The following is a 21,085-nucleotide window of genomic DNA, read 5'->3' as shown; positions in this document are numbered from 1 at the left end:
CAGGGACACCGATGCAAACTTCGTTTGGCACCGGTCAGGCAAACAGGGAGAGCACGGATCTGGCATTCACCGATCCGTTGACCGGGCTTGGCAACCATCGCCGCTTCTTCGACAAGGTCGATCGCCTGATCAGCGATCGTGCCGACGACCCGGCACCGTTCACCGTCGGTATTCTCGACCTTGACGGTTTCAAACCGATCAACGATCTGTTCGGCCACAAGGCCGGTGACGACATCCTGATCCAGGTCGCCATGCGGCTGCGCGCCTCGATGGATGGTCATTCGACGGTTTGCCGGATCGGCGCCGACGAATTCGCCTTCCTCTATCCGCTGGTGTTCAGCGAGGAAGCGGCGGCGGAAAAATCCCGCATGCTGATCGAGATCCTGTCGGCGCCCTACGATGTCGGCGAACGCACGGCGAGGCTCTCGGCCTCGGTCGGCTGCTCGTTGTTCTATTCCGGCGACGAGACCACCGAAATCCTCGTCAACAAGGCCGAGACGGCGCTCTACCATGCCAAGCGTTCCGGCCGTGGCCGGGTCGTCGTCTACACCCGCGAGATGGAGGAAGCGGCCAAGCGAGTCACCCGCATCGAACAGGCGCTGCGCCGCGCCGTCTCCGCCGGTGAGGTGGAGCCGCATTTCCAGCCCATCGTCGACCTCAACACCCGCCGCACCGTCGGCTTCGAGACGCTGGCGCGGTGGACCGATCGCGACCTCGGCTCGGTGCCGCCGACGGTCTTCATTCCCATCGCCGAGGAGCGCGGCATCATCGGCCCGCTGTCGCAGCTGGTGCTGCGCAAGGCGACCGAGGCGGCCAGAAGCTGGCCGAAGGACCTGTTCCTGTCCTTCAACCTGTCGCCTTCGCAACTCGTCGACCAGAACACCGGCCTGCATATACTGGCGATCCTCGAGCGCACCGGCTTCGATCCGCGCCGGCTGGAAATCGAGATCACCGAGACCGGCCTGATGAACGACCCTGCCTCGGCCGAGAAGATCGTCGAGGATTTGCGCCGCGTCGGCATCCGCGTTTCGCTCGACGACTTCGGCACTGGCCAGTCCTCGCTCGGCCGCTTGCGCGAATTCCATTTCGACAAGCTCAAGATCGATCGCGCCTTCGTCTCCTCCATTCTCGATGACCGTCCCTCGGAACATATCATTCGCGCCATTCTCGCCATGTGCGAGGGGCTCGGCATGGATGTCGTGGCGGAGGGCATCGAGCAGGAAGCGCAGGCCGACCGCCTCGTCCAGTTCGGCTGCGCCGGCGGGCAAGGCTATCTGTTCGGCAAGCCGGTCGATGCCGACGCCACGCTCGGCTATCTCCGCGATTCCTTCCGCGGCGCCTCGCGCGCCAAGGCGGTCTGACCGCCGATATCGACGCCGCCGGCAATCCCGCCGACAGCGCTGTGTGCGTCCAGCGCGGCGCATTGTCGTTTTGTCTGACATAAGCCCGCCAATCCGGCTTTTCGCCCTTGCCCGCACGACGTGTCTGGCTAGGATGCGCGCCGGTCCGACTACAGCGCCGCGCGTCCTTCAGGACGCGCAAGCGACGCAGTAGCAGGTGATGTTGCGCATGGTCCCTTTCCGGAAATCGGTCCGATTTTCGGTCATGCGCTGGGAGAGAACAGATGATGCCATCGGCGCATTTTGCCGACCTCAAGGAAGCCTCGGTGCTGATCACCGGCGGCGGCTCTGGAATTGGCGCGGCACTGACCGAGGGTTTTGTGCGCCAGGGCGCCAATGTCGCCTTCATCGACATCGCCGATGGCCCAAGCACGGCCCTTGCCGACCGCATCGAAAAAGAGTTCCGCCGCCGGCCGCTCTATCTCAAGACCGACCTGCGGGATGTCGCGGCCCTGCGGGCGTCGGCGGCGAGGGCGGCTGAGGCGCATGGCGATGTCACCGTGCTGATCAACAATGCCGCGTGGGACGAGCGCCACGCCGTCGAGGACGTGACGGTCGAATTCTGGGACAACAACCAGGCGATCAATCTGCGGCCGCATTTCTTCACCGCGCAAGCGGTGGCGCCGGGCATGAAGCGGGCCGGCGGCGGCTCGATCATCAATTTCACCTCGACATCCTACCTCATCAACCATCCCGACATGCCGGCCTACACAGCCGCCAAGGCCGGTATCCTCGGCTTGACCAAGGGGCTGGCCGGCAAGCTCGGCGTGGACGGCATTCGCGTCAACGCCATCGCGCCCGGCTGGGTGATCACCGAGCGGCAGAAGGAACTCTGGGTGACCGAACAGGCGCTTGCCGCCCATGTCGCCAAGCAGTGCATCAAGCAGGTGATGCAGCCGGACGACATCGTCGGCACCGCGCTGTTCCTGGCCTCGGACGCTTCGCGCATGCTGACCGCGCAGATGCTGATCGTCGATGGAGGTTTTCTGTGAGCCCAGCCAGCAACGCGCCGGCGGTAGCCGCCGTCGACTGGGGCACGACCCGCATGCGGGTCTGGCTAGTCGACAAGGACGGCAAGGTTCTTGCCGAACGCCGTGGCGACGATGGCCTGATCACCGCGCAGCAGAAAGGCTTTTCGACCCTTCTCGAAGGGCACTTGGTGGCGATGGGGGCACCCGATGCGCTGCCCGTCATCATCTGCGGCATGGCCGGCTCCCGCCAAGGCTGGCTGGAGGCGCCCTATGTCAGCGTGCCTTCACCGATCGGTGCCATCCTCGGGGGTGCTGCTCTTGTGCTCGGCCAGAACCGCGACATCCGCATCGTGCCGGGCCTCGCCCAGCGTCTGGCCGATGCCCCCGACGTCATGCGCGGCGAGGAAACGCAGCTTGCCGGCGCCGGCCTGCCGGCCAAGGGACGCCAACTGGTCTGCATGCCCGGCACCCATTCGAAATGGGTGCTGGTCGAGGATGGCGCCGTTGCCGGTTTCGGCACCTGGCCGACCGGTGAGCTGTTCTCGGTGCTTGCCGCGCACTCGATCCTGCGCCATTCGCTGGGCGAACATCCGAAGCCGGTCACTGCGGACAATCCGTTCTTCCGCCGCTGGTGCGAAACCGCATTGGCGGAAGGCGGCGATGTCACCTCGCGGCTGTTTTCCATCCGCGCCGCCGGCCTGCTGCAGGACCTGAAGTCCGATGATGCCGCCGCTTGCCTGTCCGGCCTTTTGATCGGCGGCGAGATCGCCTCCGCCAGCCGCCGCCATGGCGCCGGCGCGGCATCGGTCGTGCTGGTCGCCTCCGGCGCGCTTGCAGCGCTCTACCAGGCGGCGCTCGGCCTTGCCGGACTCGGCGTGCGCACCGTCGATGCCGACGAGGCGGTGCGTGCCGGGCTCGTCGAGGCCGCGCGCGAGAACGGCATGATCGCCAGAACCGGAGTTGCCCGATGAGCCAGACCGCAGCCTTTCCCAAGCTCAAGCGCGGACTGGTCGCCATCCTGCGCGGCCTCAAGCCGACCGAGGCGGTCGCGATCGGCCAGGCGCTGTTCGACGCCGGCATCGAGGCGATCGAAGTGCCGTTGAATTCGCCCGAGCCTTTTGTCTCGATCGCGGGCATTGTCGAGGCGCTTCCAAGGACGGCGTTAGTCGGCGCGGGCACGGTGCTGACGGCAGCCGATGTCGATGGCTTGCACAAGGCCGGCGGGCGGCTCCTGGTCAGCCCCAACATCGATGCAGAAGTGATGGCGCGCGCGATGCACCACGGCATGGTCACCATGCCCGGCGTGTTCACGCCCACCGAGGCCTTCCAGGCGATCCGGCTCGGCGCCTCGGCGCTGAAATTCTTCCCGGCCAGCGTGCTCGGCGCGGCAGGCATTTCCGCGATCCGGGCGGTGCTGCCGGCGCAGACATTGGTCGGCGCTGTCGGCGGCGTTTCGGAAAAGGACTTTGCCGGCTACAAGGCGGTGGGCGTGACGGTCTTCGGCCTCGGCTCCAGCCTGTTCAAGCCGGGCATGAGCGTCGATGAGGTGGCCGCGCGAGCCCAAGCGGCGGTGACAGCCTGGGATGCGGTGTTCGGAGAAGTATGATGAGCGAAGCGACCGTTTCCGTTTTTTCCGACCATATCTGCCAGCTCGGCGAAGGGCCGAGCTACGACCCCGCCACCGATACGCTCTACTGGTTCGACATCGTCAACGGCCAGCTTCTCGAAAAAGCCGGGGCGGGCGGCGCGCTGAAAATCCACGAGCTTGGCCAGATGGCGAGCGCCATCGCCATCATCGACGAGCAGCGCCAGCTGATCGCCACCGAGACCGGGCTCCATGTCCGCGACGTCGCCACCGGCAAGCTGACGCTGCACACGCCGATCGAGGCCGACAATCCGCTGACCCGTTCCAACGATTCCCGCGTCCATCCCTGCGGTGCCCTGTGGACCGGCACAATGGGCAAGAAAGAGGAAAAGGGCGCCGGTTCCATCTACTGGTTCTTCAAGGGCGAGCTGCGCCGCCTGTTTTCGGACATCACCGTCTCGAATTCGATCTGTTTCTCCGGGGATGGCGCGCTCGCCTACTACACCGACACCTCGACCGGACTGTTGATGCGCGTCGCCTGTGATCCGGCGACCGGCCTGCCTGCCGGCGAACCGAATGTGTTCGTAGACCACCGCTCGTCCAAGGGCTATGTCGACGGATCGGTCGTCGACCGCGACGGCGTGCTGTGGAACGCCGTCTGGAGTGGCAAGGTGGTCAAGGCCTACGCCCCTGACGGCACGTTGCTGCGCTCGGTCGCCATGCCGGTGACGCAGCCATCCTGTCCGGCCTTCATAGGCAAGAACGCCGATCGGCTGGCGGTCACTTCCGCCTGGTCGGGCAAGGACGAGAAGCAGCGCCAGCTCGACCCGCAGGCGGGCATGACCTTTCTGCTCGACATCCCCGTCAACGGCCGCTTCGAGCCACGCGTGCTGATCGCCTGAGCGGGCGATCGGCGCCCTCGGTTTCCGCTGCTGTCACGCAGGCGTCTGGCCTGGGTCGGTTTCGCGAAAGCCGTTTGCGTCGGCCATGCGATGGTAGGTGATCGTAGCGCCGGGAATCGTTCGTTTCATGTCGAGCCACAAGCCAAAACTGATCCTTGTCCATGAGCCGGAGAAGGCCTGCTTCGACCGCCTCATCGCGGAGGGCCATGCGCCGGAGCGCGCCGCCGAGATCGCCTCCTACCTGGCGCAGTCGACCGACCTTGCGCGCGAGTTCGACGCGCTTGCCGCCGCTTGCCCGGCGCGCGGCCTGTCTTTCACGCCCGTCGCGCTCGACGATGCCGCAGCGGCGCTCGCCGGCGAGAATCCCGGCACCACGATGGTCTGGACGCTGACCGACGGCGTCGCCTATTTCCGTGGCGGTGCCGCACCGGCTCTGGCGAGACTGGGCGGCTTCAAGACGATCGGCGCCGACGATGCGCTGTTCGCCCTCTGCCAGGACAAGTTCCGCTCCGGCGCCGTGCTTGGCGCGCTGGGCCTGCCGGTGCCGCAGGCCGGTTTGGCGCGAAACGGGGAATGGCTGGTCGAGCCGCCGGCGTCGCCCGCTGGCTGGTTCGTCAAGCCCAACCGGCTGGGCGCCAAGATCGGCATCTGGCCTGATTCGCGCACCAGTGATCTCGGCCACGCATTGGAACTCAGCCGCCGGGTGTTTTCGGCCTATCGCGATGATGTCGTCGTCCAGCCTTATGTCGCCGGCCGCAATGTGCGCGCGAGTTTTCTTGGGCTGACACCGGAAGTCGGCGTCGAAGCGCTTGGCGTAGCCTTTGTCGATTCCGGCGGCGATTTCCAGACCATGGCGGACAGCCTCGCGCTCTATGGTGAAACCGGCGAGGCAGCGAAGGCGGCGGGATATTATGCCGAACCGGAACTCGTGGCGGTCGCCGACGGCCAGCCAATCGCCGACGCCAGGATCCGTGCGATCGCCGAGCGGCTGATGAGTGGGCTCGGCTTGCGCGACGTGTTCTCCATCGATCTCAGGGTCGAGGCCGACAACACCGTCCACCTCATCGAGTTCGAGGTCTGCCCCGGCCTGCCCTGCTTCGATTTCCGAGCCTATTGCCGCCAGCAATGGGGCCTGAGCCTTGCCGACGCCATGGCAGAAGCCGCCGCGAACCGGCTCTTCTCCTAGCTAGACTCCTTCGACCAGCACGATCTCACCGTCGGCGACCTTCTGGCGGATGGCGACGGCGCGCTGATACTCCGGCGAGTGATAGCAGTCGTGCGCCGCGGCAAGCGACGGAAACTCGATGATGACGTTGCGGGCGCGGCCAGGACCCTCGGCCTTTTCATGCGCGCCGCCGCGCGCCAGGAATTCGCATCGAAGCGGTCGAAGGCGAGCTTCGCAGCGGCGACATAGTCCTTGTAGCCTTCGGCGTCGCGCACATCGACGCGGGCGATCCAGTATCCCTTGGGCATGGTTTTTCTCCGAGTTTATTCCTGGGAAATCAGGCCGAGCGCATTTCATCGAGGATGGCTTCGGCCGCTTCGCGTCTGTTGGCGGCAGCAACGATCGGCCGGCCGACGACGAGGTGGCTGGAGCCGTTCCGGATCGCTTGTGCCGGCGTCACCACGCGCTTCTGGTCGCCATGGTCGCTGCCCGCGGGCCGTATGCCCGGCGTCACCACCGCCATGTCTGGCCCGGCGATCCGGCGCACCGCTTCCGCTTCCTCGGCCGAGCAGACGATGCCGCCCATGCCGGCGTGCAGCGCCTGTTCCGAGCGCCGCAGCACCAGCGTATGCGGGTCGTATTCATAGCCCGCGTCGATCACGTCCTGCTCGTCCATCGAGGTCAGCACGCTGACGGCAAGCAGGCAAAGGTCGCTGCCACGCGCTGCTTCCACCGCCGCGCGCATCGCCTTCGGGTAGGCGTGGATGGTCAGCATGGACATGCCCATCTTGACGATGTTCTCGACGCCCTTGGCCACCGTGTGGTCGATGTCGAGCAGCTTCATGTCGAGGAAGACCTTTGTCCCGCCGCTGGCCAGTTCCCCGGCGAAGTCCAGCCCGCCGGCAAAGGCCAACTGATAGCCGATCTTGTAGAAGGAGACGACGCCGTCGAGTTCGTGCACCGCCTTCTCGGCTTCCTTCACGGTCGGCACGTCGAGGCCGACGATCAATCTTTCATGCATGGATTGGGGCCGCATGGTGTCGGCGATCACGCCTCGATCCGGGTGGACAGCAGGCGCGAGGTTTCGATCAGCGTGCGGCATAGGTGCTCCATCGATTTGTACAGTCTTTCGTCGCGGAAATTGCCGTCCTCGTCGAAGGCGTCGCCACCTTCGGGCACCGAGCATTCCGGCGTCACCACCACCATCTGGCAACGCACCAGTACGGCGCGAAGATGGTTGATGCAGCGGATGCCGGCAAAGTGCCCGTTGGAAGACGAGCAGAGGCCAGCCACCTTGCCGGCAAGCGGCCTGACCGGCCGGCCGCCATCCTTGCGCACCCGGCTCACCCAGTCGATCGTGTTCTTGAGCAGTGGCGGGATGGAGCCGTTATATTCCGGCGTCGCAATCATCACGCCGTCATGGGCGGCAATCAGCCGGCCAAGTTTGACGGCGTTTTCAGGAACGCCCCTCTCCTTTTCGAGGTCCTCATCGAGGATCGGCAGCGGATAGTCGGCAAGCGAGATGCGGGTCACCTCGGCGCCCTGCACCGCAAGCTCCTTTTGCGCCACGTCGGCGGTCCTGCCGCTGTAGGCGCCGCTGCGCACCGAGCCGGCGAAGACGAGGATTTTCGGGATCACTGCCATTGGCCACCCTTGTTCCCGGACAGGTACAGCCAAGGTTCGAGCAAATCAACGCCAACTTCGTCATCCCTGGGTGAAGCAGGAGCGAAGCTCCGTCGCGGAGACCCTGGGATCCATGCCGCGACCTCAGCCGAAGAGTGTCGCGGAGCATAATTTTGCACCGTAGCGGCGCCCAGAAGTCGCGGCATGGATCCTCGGGTCTGCGCCGCGTCGCTACGCTCCTTGCTCCGCCCGTGGATGACGAAGTGATGGGCATTTATGCCAATCGCCAAGGTATTCGGTCAGCGCCAGCGATCCGCGAACGGCTCTGCACCCAGAAACTAATGTGCTTCGCGCCGGTAGATCCAGAGCTGCGTCGGCGGGATGTTGCGGATGACGAAATGGAAATGCTCGACCGTATAGTCGCCGCGGCCGGGCGGAATCGGCGACATCGGGCCATAGGTCAGCTGCACGATCGGCCGGCCGGCCGGGATGCGGTCGAGCAGGCTCTCTATATAGGCGATGCGCTGGGCGACCGGAAAGTTGAGCAGCGGCACGCCGGAAACGACGGAATCGAAGATCATGCCGCTCTTGTCGCCAAGCGTGGCGTCGAGGTTGAAGGCATCGCCCTCGATGACGTTGACGGCAGGATAGAGCGCCCGCAGGTGGCGCACGAAATCCGTGTTGTATTCGACCGCGTAGAGGCTTTCGGGGCGCACCCCCTGGGCCAGGATGGCACGGGTGATGACGCCGGTGCCGGGACCGACCTCAAGCACCGGCAGGCCGGATTTCGGATCGACGATCGAGGCCATCTTGCGGGCGGTGATCGAACTGGTCGGCACGATCGAGCCGACCGTCTTCGGCTTGTCGATCCAGCCCTTGAAGAATTTGAGCTCGTCGTCGAACTTTTCGGCAAGCGCCTTACGGAGTCCGGGACCACGTGTCATGCAAGCTCTCCTCAGCGCTCCCCGCAAGCTACTTAGCACCTGGGTGACGCAAGGCAAGGCGCGGCCGTGCCGATGTCGTGGATAAGATAAGTTTCGTCGCCTCCCAAGGAGCGACTCGCCATACGGATTCGTGCGGCCGGCCTTGGCGTCTTGCCCTATGCATCACCGCTCGCCGAAGGATTCGAAGAAATCCTTCATGCGCGCGAAAAAGCCACTCGATTGCGGTGAATTGTCCTGCGAGGAGAGCTGTTCGAACTCCTCCAGCAGTTCGCGCTGGCGGCGGGAAAGGTTTTGCGGCGTCTCGACCGCGGTCTGGATGTAGAGGTCGCCGACATTGGGCTGGCGCAGAACCGGCATGCCCTTGCCCTTGAGGCGGAACTGGCGTCCGTTCTGGGTGCCTTCCGGCACCTTCACCTTGGTCTGGGTGCCGTCCAGTGTCGTCACCTCGAAGGAACCGCCAAGGGCTGCCGTCGTCATCGAGATCGGCACCTTGCAGTACAGATCGGCGCCGTCGCGCTGGAAGAACTCGTGCGGCTTGACCGCCAGAAAAATATAGAGGTCGCCCGAAGGGCCGCCGCGCAGGCCGGCCTCGCCCTCATTGGCAAGGCGGATGCGGGTGCCGTCCTCGATGCCGGCCGGAATGTTGACCGACAGCGAACGTTCCTCGGTGACGCGGCCCTGGCCGGCGCATTTCGGGCAGGGGTCCTTGATGGTCTGGCCGCGTCCCTGGCATTGCGGGCAGGTGCGCTCGATCGAGAAGAAGCCCTGCGTGGCCCGCACCTTGCCGTGGCCGTTGCACATCGAGCAGGTCACCGGCTGGGTACCAGGCTTGGCGCCGCTGCCCGAGCACTCCGAGCACGAGATCGAGGCCGGCACGCGAATCTGCGCGGTCTTTCCCGCGAAGGCTTCCTCCAGCGAGATTTCCATATTGTAGCGCAGGTCGGCGCCGCGCTCGCGGCCGCCCGACGAGCGGCGCTGGCGTCCGCCCATCATGTCGCCGAAAATATCCTCGAAGATGTCGGCGAAGCCACCGGCGCCAAACCCTTGCGCGCCGCCATTCATGCCGCCCTGTTCGAAGGCCGCGTGACCGAAGCGGTCATATGCCGCGCGCTTCTGCGGGTCCTTCAGCGTCTCGTAGGCTTCGTTGATTTCCTTGAACTTGTGCTCGCAGGAATGATCGCCGGGATTGCGATCGGGATGGAACTGCATGGCGAGCTTGCGAAAAGCGCTCTTCAGCTCCTTCTCGTCGGCGCCCTTTTGGACGCCCAGCGTCTCGTAGAAATCAGCTTTCATTTTTTCCCGCTGTCCGGATGCTCAACGTCTTGAAGCATTGTTGCGTCTTCTGCCGGCGCCGCCGTTCCGATTTAGGTGCGATGGAAGCGGGATGCCAGTGTCGACGCGGGTTTGCCCGCATTTTTTCGGCCGGCGCCGCTCTTTTTCTGCAAGGGGTTGCAAAAAAGCCCGGCTTTGCGCCGGGCTTTTCGCGTCACCTGCCGTCAAAAACGGCTCAGGCGGACTTCTTCTTGTCGTCGTCTTCGTCGATTTCCTCGAAATCGGCATCGACGACGTCACTGTCCTTGGCGGCGTCCGCCTTGGCGTCGGCTTCCGCCGTTTCCTTCTGCGAGGCTTCGTACATGGCCTGGCCCAGCTTCATCGAAGCTTCGGCGAGCACTTGGCTCTTGGCCTCGATCTCGGCCGCGTCATCGCCCTCGGCCGCGGTCTTCAGCGCCGAAATCGCGTCGGCAATCGCCGTGCGGTCGGCTTCCGAGACCTTGTCGCCATATTCCTTCAGCGACTTCTCCGAGGAGTGCAGCATCGCTTCGGCCTGGTTGCGGGCCTCGACCAGCGCACGCCGCTTCTTGTCGCTCTCGGCATTGGCTTCGGCGTCCTTGACCATCTTCTCGATGTCGGCGTCCGAAAGACCACCCGATGCCTGGATGCGGATCTGGTGCTCCTTGCCGGTGCCCTTGTCCTTGGCCGAGACGTTGACGATGCCGTTGGCGTCGATGTCGAAGGTGACCTCGATCTGCGGCACGCCGCGCGGGGCCGGCGGGATGCCGACCAGGTCGAACTGGCCGAGCGCCTTGTTGTCGGCGGCCATCTCGCGCTCACCCTGGAAGACCCGGATGGTCACGGCCGACTGTGAATCCTCGGCCGTCGAGAACACCTGGCTCTTCTTGGTCGGGATCGTCGTGTTGCGCTCGATCAGCCGCGTGAACACGCCACCCAGCGTCTCGATGCCGAGCGACAGCGGCGTCACGTCGAGCAGAAGCACGTCCTTGACGTCGCCCTGCAGCACGCCAGCCTGGATGGCGGCGCCGAGTGCGACGACCTCATCCGGGTTGACGCCCTTGTGGGGCTCCTTGCCGAAGAACTGCTTCACGATCTCCTGGATCTTGGGCATGCGGGTCATGCCGCCGACCAGGACGACCTCGTCGATCTCGCCAGCCTTCAGGCCGGCATCCTTGAGGGCCGCCTTGCAGGGGTCGATGGTGCGCTGGACGAGATCCTCGACCAGGCTTTCGAACTTGGCGCGGGTCAGCTTCAGCGTCAGGTGCTTGGGCCCGGTCGCGTCGGCGGTGATGAAGGGCAGGTTGATCTCGGTCTGCGTCGTCGACGACAGCTCGATCTTGGCCTTTTCAGCCGCCTCCTTGAGGCGCTGCAAGGCAAGCTTGTCGTTCTTCAGGTCGATGCCCTGTTCCTTCTTGAACTCGGCCGCCAGATATTCGACCAGGCGCATGTCGAAATCCTCGCCGCCGAGGAAGGTGTCGCCATTGGTCGACTTCACCTCGAACACGCCGTCGCCGATCTCGAGCACCGAAATGTCGAACGTGCCGCCGCCAAGGTCATAGACGGCGATGGTCTTGCCATCCTTCTTGTCGAGGCCGTAGGCAAGCGCTGCCGCGGTCGGCTCGTTGATGATGCGCAGCACTTCAAGGCCGGCGATCTTGCCGGCGTCCTTGGTCGCCTGGCGCTGGGCGTCGTTGAAATAGGCCGGAACGGTGATGACCGCCTTCTCGACCTTCTCGCCGAGATAGGCTTCCGCCGTTTCCTTCATCTTCTGCAGGATCATGGCCGAGATCTGGCTGGGCGACTGCTTCTTGCCGCCGGCCTCGACCCAGGCATCGCCATTGTCGCCCTTGACGATCTTGTAGGGGACAAGCTTCTTGTCCTTCTCCGTCACCGGATCGTCATAGCGGCGGCCGATCAGGCGCTTGACCGCGAAGATGGTGTTTTCAGGATTGGTGACCGCCTGGCGCTTGGCCGGCTGGCCGACCAGACGTTCGCCGTCGCTGCTGATGGCGACGATGGAAGGCGTCGTGCGCGCGCCTTCCGCATTCTCGATCACCTTCGGCTCCTTGCCATCCATGATGGCGATACAGGAGTTGGTGGTGCCTAGATCGATACCGATTACTTTTGCCATTTTTCTAGTCTCTCCGCTAAGCAGGCTCTCAGGACCCGTACAGGCGTTCCGATGAAAGCCCCTGTTCACAAGAAATTCCGTTCCGGCTACCGGCATTCCGGCGCAGAACGGCTTGGCGCGTATATAAGAACAGGCAGTGCCGCGCGCAAGCATTCTGCGCAACGCTTCCACCATCCTTGCTGGCTGGCGGGAAACGGCTTAACTATGCATCATGCATAGGATTGTCGCCCGCGGAATATGGTGATGACCGGGGATCTGGAAAAGCTACGCCTGGAAAACATCCTTGGCGCCATGAGCCTCGCTCTCGTCGACAAGATGGAGAAGGCGTTCGGCACGGAGACCGGTCTCGGCCCGAGCGCCGTCGCCGCGGTAATCCAGATCGGCTCGAACCCGGGCCTGTCGATCGAGACTCTCCGGCGCTTCATCGCCTTGACGCATTCCGCCACCGTCAGGTTGGTCGATCATCTGGTCGAACAAGGGCTGGTGCTGCGCGGCGAAGGGATCGAGGGTGACCGCAGGTCGAAGGCGCTGCGCCTCACCGACAAGGGCGATGACGTCTTCGGCCGCAATCTGGCGGCACGGCGCGGTGTCATCGAGCGCGCCGTTGGCGCGCTCGATCCCGAGGAGACGCGCAACCTGGGCAAGCTGGTCGAAAAACTCCTGCCGGCGCTGGTCGACATGGGCGACGACCAGAACGTCGTCTGCCGGGTCTGCGACGAAGCCGCCTGCGTGCGCGAGCGCTGCCCGATCAGCCATATGGGCTGACCCGGCGGGCAGCTTTCATCACGGCAGGCTTCACCGCCGCAATCCGCGCCAGCTTCGGCGCGAGCCGCTCAACCGTTGCCCGGAACACCGTGCCGGAGCCTGATCGGTGAACCTTTCCGCCTCCGCCCGCGACTGACATCCAGGCGCCGCATGGTGCGGCCCGGAAAGGAAGCCCCCATGACCAGCAACCCAGAGGCTCTGCGGTCTCCGGGAACAACAGGAGCTCAGCGCGACCACCGTTTCAGGGACGGGGTCGATGCGCTGGGCTTTCCGCTGATTCCGTTGACCCTGCGTAAGAGCAGGCGTATCGTGACCAAGAGGAAAGCAGACAATTCGATCAGGGAAGAACGAGCCGGACCGCCGCGCCCTGCCCTGATTTGCGCGGCAAAACCGGACGTTTCTCCCGTGGCTAACGGGGGTAGCTTCATGTCTCGCGTCCGCGGCACGTTCGTGTCTTCTTTTGACTATGGGCTGAGCCGCGCCGGACGGGCAGGCGGAGGCCTGCTGGCGCTGGCACTCACCGCCGGCCTTTGGCTGGGCGGCACCGCCCAGGCGCAGGAGACCCAGATCATCTATCCCGGCTCGATGGCGGTGACCGGGTTCTCCGGCACCATCATTCCCAATTTTGATGAGGGCCTGCCGCCCGGCGTCGATCCCGTCGACGAGACCTTCATCGATACAACGCGCGCCACCTTGCGCGTCTTCGACGTTTCGCACCTCGGCGGGCCAGCCTCGGGTCAGCTCGTCTTCACGCCGCCGCCCTTCGAGGTGACGGCCGGCCAGATCGGCCAGGTGTTCGGCGTCACCTATGATGACGGCGTGCGCGACGGCATCCCGTCCGGCATCCCCAATCTCTATGCCGGCGCCACCTCGCTGCACGGCATCCGCATCGTCACGCCTGACGCCGACGATGACGGAAGGCCGGAGCGGCAGCGCCGTGGCATGGCTGCCGCCACCTTCATGGACGGCCAATTCGGCACCGAAAACGGTGGCGGGCCGGGCACCATCTGGAAAATCGACGGCATCACCGGCCAGGTCTCCAAATTCGCCGACATCGACGCCAACAGCGGTCCCGGCATTGGCAACATCACCTTCGATGCCACCCATCGCCAGTTCTTCGCGTCCGACCTCGACACCGGCCTGATCCATCGCATCGACGCCAACGGCGAGCTGATCGACAGCTTCGACCATGGCGTTGCCGGGCGCCCGGCGCATGGCCTGGCTCCGGTCGCCGATGATGGCGCGGTGATGGACATCCACGGTGCTGCCTTCGACAGCGAAGACCCCGACAGCTGGGGCTACACGCAGGACGAACGCCGCGTCTGGGCGGTCTCCTATCATGGCGGCCGGGTCTACTATTCGGTCGGCGAGAAGTCGGAAATCTGGTCGGTGGGCATTGCCCGCGACGGCACCTTTGCCGGCGACCCGCGCTGGGAACTGACGGTCAAGGCCGACAAGGACTACGCCGTCACCGACATCGCCTTCGACAACAGCGGCTTCATGTACCTCGCCCAGCGCGGCCCGGTCGAGAACCGCTACGACTACAGCCAGTTCGCCGATTCCGGCAAGGGCGAGGTCATCCGCTACTGGCGTGAAAACCCGGACGATCCGGCGACGGAATCGGTCTGGGTGGAAGTGCCGCAGGAATATGCCGTCGGCTTCCCGCAGGGCAACCGGCAGTCGGCCGGCGGTCTCGACCTGCAATATGGCTACGACGCGGAGGGCAATCTCGACACCTCGGTCTGCACCCAGACGCTGGTCAACACCGGCGACAAGCTGCGCGACAATCCAGCCCTTGCCGAACAGCTCGCCGCCGGCGGGCCGCTCGCCGTGCATGGCGTGCAGATCACGCCCAGGGAACTGGTCAAGCCGGCCAACGTGCCGCCCTTTGGCTCCTGGTTCGTCGACTTCGACGGCTATTTCGAGGACCCCGAGGTCGAGGGCCATGTCGGCGACGTTGCCGTCTGGCACCCTTGCGAGGGCCGCGCCGGCTACTATGAAGAAATCCCGGGCGGCTACCTGCCCCCCTTCTATCCGCCGGACTTCCCACCGCCCGGCAATCTGCCTCCCTGTCTCGATGTGGAGGACGTCCAGTATTTCTGCACGCCTTCCGGCCTCGAGGCCGATCTCTATCTCCATGACCATGCCGGCTTCGGCGGCGATTCGATCAAGGCACAGTCCAGGACGCCAGGCGTCGGGGTGACCACCCCGCAGTCGCATGCGCCCGGCAAGCCCTACACGATCGGCATCACCGGCCACTATCCGGGCGACACAGTCGATGTCGGGCTCTGCTTCTACAGGAAGTCCGACAAGGACAAGGGTGGCTACTACCCTTGCTGCAAGATGACTTTGCCGCTCAGAACCCCAGCCGTCAGCTGCGAACGTTGAGGAGGGAAAGATGAACATTCTTGCCCTGTCCCCACTCGCGACGAACACTCAAGAAACCGTCATGGAGACGATCATGAAACCCCTGTCATATGCCAGGCGCGGCGCGCGCTGGCTGATGGCGGCCGGTATCGCGGTCGCCATGCTAACCCCGGTGCAAGGCTTCGCGGAAGACGCCGCCCCGATCACCCCGGAGCTGAAGCTCGACCTCGACAATTCGCGCGTCATCAATCCGAGGCCGGACCGGATCGTGCCTTTCTTCACCAAGAAAGGCACCCAAAGAGGCTGCGACTACGTCGTCTATTCGCTGAGCTTCGGTTTGCGCGGCGACCCGCAGGGCTTTGCCGACCCAGGCCTCGCGGCCAGGCTTAACAAGCTCAAGCTCGACTTCAAGGACCAGCTCCCGCACGGCCTTGAGATCGTCAACGTCAATGTGGCCGGCGACGGCACGGATTCGTCCGGCGGACCTCTACCGGGTGCAACGATCAGCACCTCGGCGAATCCCAACGATACGGCTGATGTTTCCGATTTCCGGATTTCCGCCTCCGATCTCGACGGCGTCGGCGCTCCGAACGAGCGCGTCATCACCTTCCAGATCACGGCCAAGATCGACCACGCGGCGTTTCCCTCGCCGACCATCGTCGACAACCAGGGTATGATCAAGGTGACCGCCGGACCGGGCACCGGGACCATCATCCCGTCGCAGGATCCGAGCAAGCCCGACGACGGTGACTTCAAGACCGGTGAAAAGACCTCGATCAAGATCGACGTCACCAAGTGCAATCCGCCGCCACCACCTCCCGGCAAGGAATGCTTCAAGGTGGAACGCGGCACGGTTGATTGCGTGCCCGGTGGCGGCGCCTTCATCTACCACATGCCGGTCGGCCCGGAGATGGGCGGCAAGTGGGTGCAGGTTTCAACGACGACACCCGGCATCACCATCATCCCCGACACGCAGTTGGTGCCGGCGGGCGGCGGTGTGCTCAACTGGAAGATCGTCGGTGCCTCGCCCGGCGACGTCATCCATCTCATCGTCACCGGCATCGAAACCTATGCCGGCCCGAAGGAAGGCTGGGGCCTGTGCTGCACGCAGACCATCGACATCGTCATCCCGCGCGACCAGAGATGTCCGCCCAGGGACAAGGAACCGGACCTCAAGGTCGAGAAACGCGCCGATGTTCCGCGCTGCACGATGGCCGGCGGCTGCGACTTCACCATCAGGGTCACCAATGTCGGCACCGCGCCCTACAACGGCAAGATCGTGCTCAACGAGGTGACGCTGCCGGCCGGCTCGACGCTGAGTTCAGGGCCCAATCCGCCCTGGGTCTGCGTGCCCGGCACCACCCCGATGACGTGCACCTATCCGGTGACCACGCTCAATCCGGGCGCCTTCGTCGACCTCAAGCTCGGCTTCAAGCCGGCTGCGGGCTGGCAAGGCGGTGCTTTACGCAACTGCGCCGCCTATAATTATGCGGCCAGTGGCAAGCCGCTGTTCGGCAGCCAGTCGAATGACCGCGGCTGCGCCTCGATCCCGATCTGCCGGCGTGGCGACCGTGACCGCGACTGCCGGCCGCCGGTCGAGAAGAAGGTCGACCTGATCCTGAAGAAGCGTGCCCGCACCCCGGTCTGCACGGCCGACGGCATCTGCTATTTCGTGATCGACGTCATCAACAACGGCAGCGCCACCTACAATGGGCCACTGACGGTCATCGACGCCTATCCCGGCGGCGCGCCGGCTTCCTCGACCTTCGGGCCGAGCCCGCCCTGGACATGCGGACCGAACGGCCCCGGCCAGTTCCGCTGCGACAATGCGGGCATCTCGTTGCCCGCGGGTGCCTCGACGCCGATCTTAGTCAAGGCGGTCATGCCGGCCGGCTATCGGTCCGACACGGTGGAGAACTGCGCCGAGGTAAAACCCATCCCCGGTGAAACCGACCTCACCAACAACAAGGCCTGCGCCAAGGAACGCATCCGTCATCCCAATGGCGGCCAGCCTGGCCTGCGCATCACCAAGGTGTGCAGCGGTTCGCTGGCTGGTGCCGCGGTGGTTTCCTGCCGCATCACCGTGACCAACGCCGGCACCGCTGCCCCCACCGGTCCGGTGCGGGTCAACGACGCCGCCACGCTGGTGGCCGGCGGCGCGCCCGTCCAGATCCAGACCGTCACTCCCGATGGCGCGGAATGGGCTTGCGGACCGGTTCCGGCCAATGCGCTGTCGTGCCAGATTCCCGGTGCCGTGATGGCACCCGGAACCAGCCGCCACTTCGACGTGACGGTTTCGGCGAATGGCGAGTTCGAGAACTGCGCGCGCGGCTCCTATGGGCCGGCGCCGGGCGACGATGTCGTCTATCCGATCGGCCAGGCCTGCGCCAAGGGCGGCGGTCCCTCGACCATCCGTGTCGAAAAGACCGGCGACCGCGAATGCCGGCTCGGCCAACCTTGCTCGTTCGACATCACCATAACCAATGATGGGACGAGCCCCTTCTCTGGTCCGGTTCGCATCGGTGATGCGATCGGCGTGGAGGGTCTCGGCAGGCTGGACGGTGTTGCGATCACCTCGATCGACCCGCCCTTCGGCTGCTCGCCGGAGCCGGTGACCTTGCCGGCGTCCTGCATCGCCAACCTGTCGCTTGGCGCGGGCGAAAGCCAATCGCACCACGTGACGGTGGTTATCCCCGACGATGGCCGCCTGGCCAATCTGCAGGGCAGTGTCAGCGGCCAGAACTGCGTTGGCGTCCTGTCTCCCGACACACGGGTGCAAGGCGGCGGCGACGTGCTGGGCGGCGACCAGGCCAATGTGCAGGGCGATCGCGGCAAGGCCTATGCTTGCCATCCCTTCACCATCACGCATGAGGCCAAGAAGGAATGTTCGGCGGGCTTCGTCATGAACGACGCCGGTCGCTGCGTCTGCCCGGAAGGCACCACCTTCCGCAATGGCCAGTGCACCGGCGGCGGCACCAACGTTCTGCCAACGCCGCCGCCGCCGAAGCGCTGCGTGCTGCTCGAAGGCCAGATCCGCACCGAGGACGGACGCTGCGTCTGCCCGCGCGGCACGGGACTGGAGAACGGGAAGTGCGTCAGGACCGACAAGCCCGAGCAGTGCACCATCCGTGGCCAGATCCATGATGCCTATGGCGATTGTGTCTGCCCGCGAGGGACCGAGGTGCGCAACGGCGCCTGCCGTCCGATCCAGCCGAAGCCGCAGCAGTGCCGCATCCCCGGCCAGATACGCAATGCCGATGGCGATTGCGTCTGTCCGCAAGGGACCGAGGTGCGCAATGGGGCCTGCCGCCCGGTGCGACCGAAGCCCGAGCAGTGCACCATCCGTGGCCAGGTCCATGACGCCAACGGCGATTGCGTCTGCCCGAGGGGCACCGAGGTGCAAGGCAACGCCTGCCGGCGCAAGCAGCCGACGCAGGAGCAGTGCGACATACGCGGCCAGGTCCACAACAAGCGCGGCGAGTGTGTCTGTCCGCGTGGAACGCAGGTGATCGACGGTGCCTGCCGCAAGCCGCAGGTGGAATGCGCGCCGGGCTCGCAGATGATCAATGGCCAGTGCCAGCCGATCATCAAACGGCGTTGCCCGGTGGGCACGGTCGGACGGTATCCGAACTGCGTGCCGATCCGCAGGCAGCCGGGCGTGGAGATCAACCCGAACCTGCTGAACCCGAACATCCTGCAGCTTCTGCCGCGGCGCACGCCGCAGGTCCAGCAGCAGCAACTGGATCCGGCGACCAACAACATCCAGAACTTCAAGCCGTAATCGGGCCAGTCAGACATCGCGAACCCGCCGGAGCAATCCGGCGGGTTTTTTCCCCGTGGACGCTGCCGCGCCACGCGGGTCTGTGCGGTCACCGCAAGCTGCGTACTCGACAAGTCACCTGGAGCGCATTAGGCAGTCGATTCGGAGCAGCCATATGAAGGGTCGCTCGGAAAGGCCGCAGCATGAGCAAGAAGACCTTGATCGCACCGTCGGTGCTGGCATCGGACTTTTCCAGGCTTGGCGACGAGGTCGAGGCAGTGGTGGCGGCCGGCGCCGACTGGATCCATCTTGATGTGATGGACGGGCATTTCGTGCCCAACATCACTTTTGGTCCGCCGGTGATCAAGGCAATCCGCGACCGCACCAAGGCCTTCTTCGACTGCCATTTGATGATCGCGCCGGCCGATCCCTATCTGGCCGCCTTCGCCGAGGCTGGCTGCGACGGCATGACGGTGCATGCCGAGGCCGGACCACATCTCGACCGCTCGCTGCAGACGATCAAGAACCTTGGCAAGAAGGCGGGTGTGTCGCTCAATCCGGCAACGCCGGAAAGCGCGGTCGAATATGTGCTCGACCGGCTCGACCTGATCCTGATCATGACCGTCAATCCGGGCTTCGGCGGCCAGGCCTTCATTCCGGGCATCGTCGACAAGGTGAAGCGGGTCAAGGCGCTGATCGGCGGCCGGCCGATCCGCATTGAGATCGACGGCGGCGTTTCGGCCGAAACCGCGCCACTGGTCACCGCCGCCGGCGCTGACGTGCTGGTGGCCGGCGCCGCCATCTTCAAGGGCGGCAGCGTCGAAGCCTACCGGCAAAACATTCAGGCGATCCGGACGGCAGCCGACAACGCAGCCGGCTAACGCACGGCGCCCATCCCGGTTTCAATCCCGATATGTCGGCCAGTGATTCCGGTGTCGGGCTCGTGAGGTCGGATGCTCCATGGCATCGGATCTGGATGAGGAGCGCGGCCTCATTCGATTCGAATGTTCGCCGCCCTGTCCAACACGACAGAACAGATGGTCTCGCACGCATACAAAGGAACAGGAAGAACAGATTCTCCTGCGTGCATGCAAAACAGGTTGAGTTTCCTCAGGTCGTGGTGACGCGCGGATTTACAGGATCGAACGCCTACGTGTCGCATATTTCTTCGTGCTTAAGTGCGATGGCGCGATCTTCTGCTTGAGCGTTCAGTGGCGGAAGCTGTATAGTACGCGTACGAAAAGGGAATGCTCTCGGACTCGAATTGCCCAAGACAGTTTTGGGGACAAGGAGTCGCTTTGACGTACGGAGCTGCCAATCTCGACGACGACCGCGCAGGATCCAAGAGCACGCTTGCCAGCACGGTCTATCACCAACTGCGTGCAGACCTTCTTGACGGTGTCCTTGAAGCCGAGAGCAAGCTGCGGGTCGAATGGGTGGTTTCCAAATATGGGGCCGGCGCTTCCCCTGTCCGCGAGGCGCTCAATCGCCTCGCCTCGGAGGGGCTTCTCGGCCGGCACGATCAGCGCGGCTTCTTCATCATGCCGGTCAGTGCGTCGGAGCTTGAAGAGCTGACGCGCACCCGCTGCTGGCTCGAAGAACGGGCGCTTCGCGAATCCATCGCTCACCGCACCGCCGAATGGGAGGAGCAGCTGGTGCTGGCGCTGCATCGCCTGGGGCGCGCGTCACGTCTTTCGCCGCACCCTTCCTCGCTCGATCCCGATTGGGAGAAGTTGCACCGTATCTTCCATAGGGTTCTGATCTCGGCCTGCCGCTCGCACTGGCTCGTGGGATTTTGCGATCAGCTTTCCGATCACGCCCATCGCTACCGGCAAATGGCCAGTGATGGCGAAAGCAGTCAGCGCGACGATCTCGGCGAGCATCGCCTGATCGCCGAATGTGCCCTGGACGGGGATGCCGATGGTGCGGTCGAGGCACTGGTCAATCATTACCAATTGACCGCTGCCATGTGCCTGGAACGCTTCAAGCAAGGCGAAGGGTCAAAGGCGGTCGCCGGCAAGGCCGAACGCGCCCGGCGCTAGCGGCCGTTCCATCGAAAGGCCGTTTCGCGGCCCATCGCTCGCAACCATTACCGCTGACGTGGCGAGCCCGAACCACCGCTTTCGGTCTTGACGGCACGACCAAGAACCGCGAACGCTTCGCCGCCAGTGCATGGCGC

At 64.8% G+C, this 21,085-nt stretch carries 16 protein-coding genes and 1 pseudogene; 11 read left to right on the top strand and 6 right to left on the bottom strand.

Translation table 11 applies throughout. The features are described 5' to 3' along the window. Nucleotides 1-11: 11 nt before the first annotated feature. The 6 genes from AC56QQ_RS02365 (at nt 12) to AC56QQ_RS02340 (ending at nt 6,044) form a co-directional block, all read left to right on the top strand. On the top strand, nt 12-1,361 hold the full coding sequence (locus AC56QQ_RS02365) for a putative bifunctional diguanylate cyclase/phosphodiesterase (protein ID WP_489858748.1): 1,350 nt from the start codon (nt 12-14) through the stop codon (nt 1,359-1,361). A 263-nt stretch (nt 1,362-1,624) separates the two neighbouring features. Continuing rightward, nucleotides 1,625-2,392, top strand: a complete 768-nt coding sequence (locus AC56QQ_RS02360) for an SDR family NAD(P)-dependent oxidoreductase (protein ID WP_489858749.1) — start codon at nt 1,625-1,627, stop codon at nt 2,390-2,392. Next, nucleotides 2,389-3,342 (top strand): 2-dehydro-3-deoxygalactonokinase, encoded by a 954-nt coding sequence (locus tag AC56QQ_RS02355; protein WP_497125409.1) that lies wholly within the window; start codon nt 2,389-2,391, stop codon nt 3,340-3,342. The genes AC56QQ_RS02360 and AC56QQ_RS02355 overlap by 4 nt, the downstream gene beginning before the upstream one ends. Next, nucleotides 3,339-3,977, top strand: coding sequence for a 2-dehydro-3-deoxy-6-phosphogalactonate aldolase (locus AC56QQ_RS02350; protein ID WP_497125408.1), 639 nt, complete (start codon nt 3,339-3,341; stop codon nt 3,975-3,977). The genes AC56QQ_RS02355 and AC56QQ_RS02350 overlap by 4 nt, the downstream gene beginning before the upstream one ends. Continuing rightward, the gene (locus AC56QQ_RS02345) at nt 3,977-4,858 is read left to right on the top strand and encodes an SMP-30/gluconolactonase/LRE family protein (protein ID WP_497125407.1); all 882 of its coding nucleotides are present in this window, start codon (nt 3,977-3,979) and stop codon (nt 4,856-4,858) included. Before AC56QQ_RS02350 ends, AC56QQ_RS02345 begins: the two co-directional genes overlap by 1 nt. A 127-nt stretch (nt 4,859-4,985) precedes the next feature. Beyond that, on the top strand, nt 4,986-6,044 hold the full coding sequence (locus tag AC56QQ_RS02340; RefSeq protein WP_497125406.1) for a D-alanine--D-alanine ligase family protein: 1,059 nt from the start codon (nt 4,986-4,988) through the stop codon (nt 6,042-6,044). A 63-nt stretch (nt 6,045-6,107) separates the two neighbouring features. Here the strand turns inward: AC56QQ_RS02340 and AC56QQ_RS02335 are convergent. The 6 genes and pseudogenes from AC56QQ_RS02335 to dnaK form a co-directional block, all read right to left on the bottom strand. Beyond that, nucleotides 6,108-6,331 (bottom strand): annotated as a pseudogene (locus AC56QQ_RS02335) (DUF1330 domain-containing protein); the annotation flags it as partial. Nucleotides 6,332-6,360: 29 nt separating this feature from the next. After that, a complete protein-coding gene (gene pyrF / locus AC56QQ_RS02330; protein WP_497128855.1) occupies nt 6,361-7,059 on the bottom strand; it encodes an orotidine-5'-phosphate decarboxylase in 699 nt (232 codons plus the stop codon). An 11-nt stretch (nt 7,060-7,070) separates the two neighbouring features. Then, nucleotides 7,071-7,667, bottom strand: coding sequence for an NADPH-dependent FMN reductase (locus tag AC56QQ_RS02325; protein ID WP_497125405.1), 597 nt, complete (start codon nt 7,665-7,667; stop codon nt 7,071-7,073). A gap of 317 nt (nt 7,668-7,984) precedes the next feature. Next, nucleotides 7,985-8,590: a phospholipid N-methyltransferase PmtA gene (pmtA, locus tag AC56QQ_RS02320; RefSeq protein WP_497125404.1), complete on the bottom strand. Its 606-nt coding sequence runs from the start codon at nt 8,588-8,590 to the stop codon at nt 7,985-7,987. A gap of 162 nt (nt 8,591-8,752) precedes the next feature. Then, on the bottom strand, nt 8,753-9,883 hold the full coding sequence (gene dnaJ, locus AC56QQ_RS02315) for a molecular chaperone DnaJ (RefSeq protein ID WP_023765366.1): 1,131 nt from the start codon (nt 9,881-9,883) through the stop codon (nt 8,753-8,755). A 214-nt stretch (nt 9,884-10,097) separates the two neighbouring features. Next, nucleotides 10,098-12,014 carry a molecular chaperone DnaK gene (gene dnaK, locus AC56QQ_RS02310; protein ID WP_489858755.1) on the bottom strand — a complete coding sequence of 639 codons (1,917 nt, stop codon included), beginning with the start codon at nt 12,012-12,014 and terminating at the stop codon, nt 10,098-10,100. A gap of 243 nt (nt 12,015-12,257) precedes the next feature. Between dnaK and AC56QQ_RS02305 the strand changes: the two genes are divergently transcribed. The 5 genes from AC56QQ_RS02305 (at nt 12,258) to AC56QQ_RS02285 (ending at nt 20,948) form a co-directional block, all read left to right on the top strand. Then, the gene (locus tag AC56QQ_RS02305) at nt 12,258-12,779 is read left to right on the top strand and encodes a MarR family winged helix-turn-helix transcriptional regulator (protein ID WP_489858756.1); all 522 of its coding nucleotides are present in this window, start codon (nt 12,258-12,260) and stop codon (nt 12,777-12,779) included. Between the two features lie 150 nt (nt 12,780-12,929). Next, on the top strand, nt 12,930-15,167 hold the full coding sequence (locus tag AC56QQ_RS02300) for a hypothetical protein (RefSeq protein ID WP_497125403.1): 2,238 nt from the start codon (nt 12,930-12,932) through the stop codon (nt 15,165-15,167). 10 nt (nt 15,168-15,177) lie between these two features. Beyond that, nucleotides 15,178-18,927, top strand: coding sequence for a DUF7929 domain-containing protein (locus AC56QQ_RS02295; protein WP_497125402.1), 3,750 nt, complete (start codon nt 15,178-15,180; stop codon nt 18,925-18,927). 182 nt (nt 18,928-19,109) lie between these two features. Further along, nucleotides 19,110-19,787 (top strand): ribulose-phosphate 3-epimerase, encoded by a 678-nt coding sequence (rpe, locus tag AC56QQ_RS02290; RefSeq protein WP_497125401.1) that lies wholly within the window; start codon nt 19,110-19,112, stop codon nt 19,785-19,787. Nucleotides 19,788-20,204: 417 nt separating this feature from the next. Continuing rightward, complete coding sequence (locus AC56QQ_RS02285) at nt 20,205-20,948, top strand: GntR family transcriptional regulator (RefSeq protein WP_497128853.1); 744 nt, start codon at nt 20,205-20,207, stop codon at nt 20,946-20,948. Nucleotides 20,949-21,085: the final 137 nt, after the last annotated feature.

The sequence above is a fragment of the Mesorhizobium sp. RCAM 05099 genome (assembly GCF_059683685.1).
Note: the sequence above shows the minus strand (reverse complement) of the source record. Positions and strands in the feature narration are given on the sequence as shown.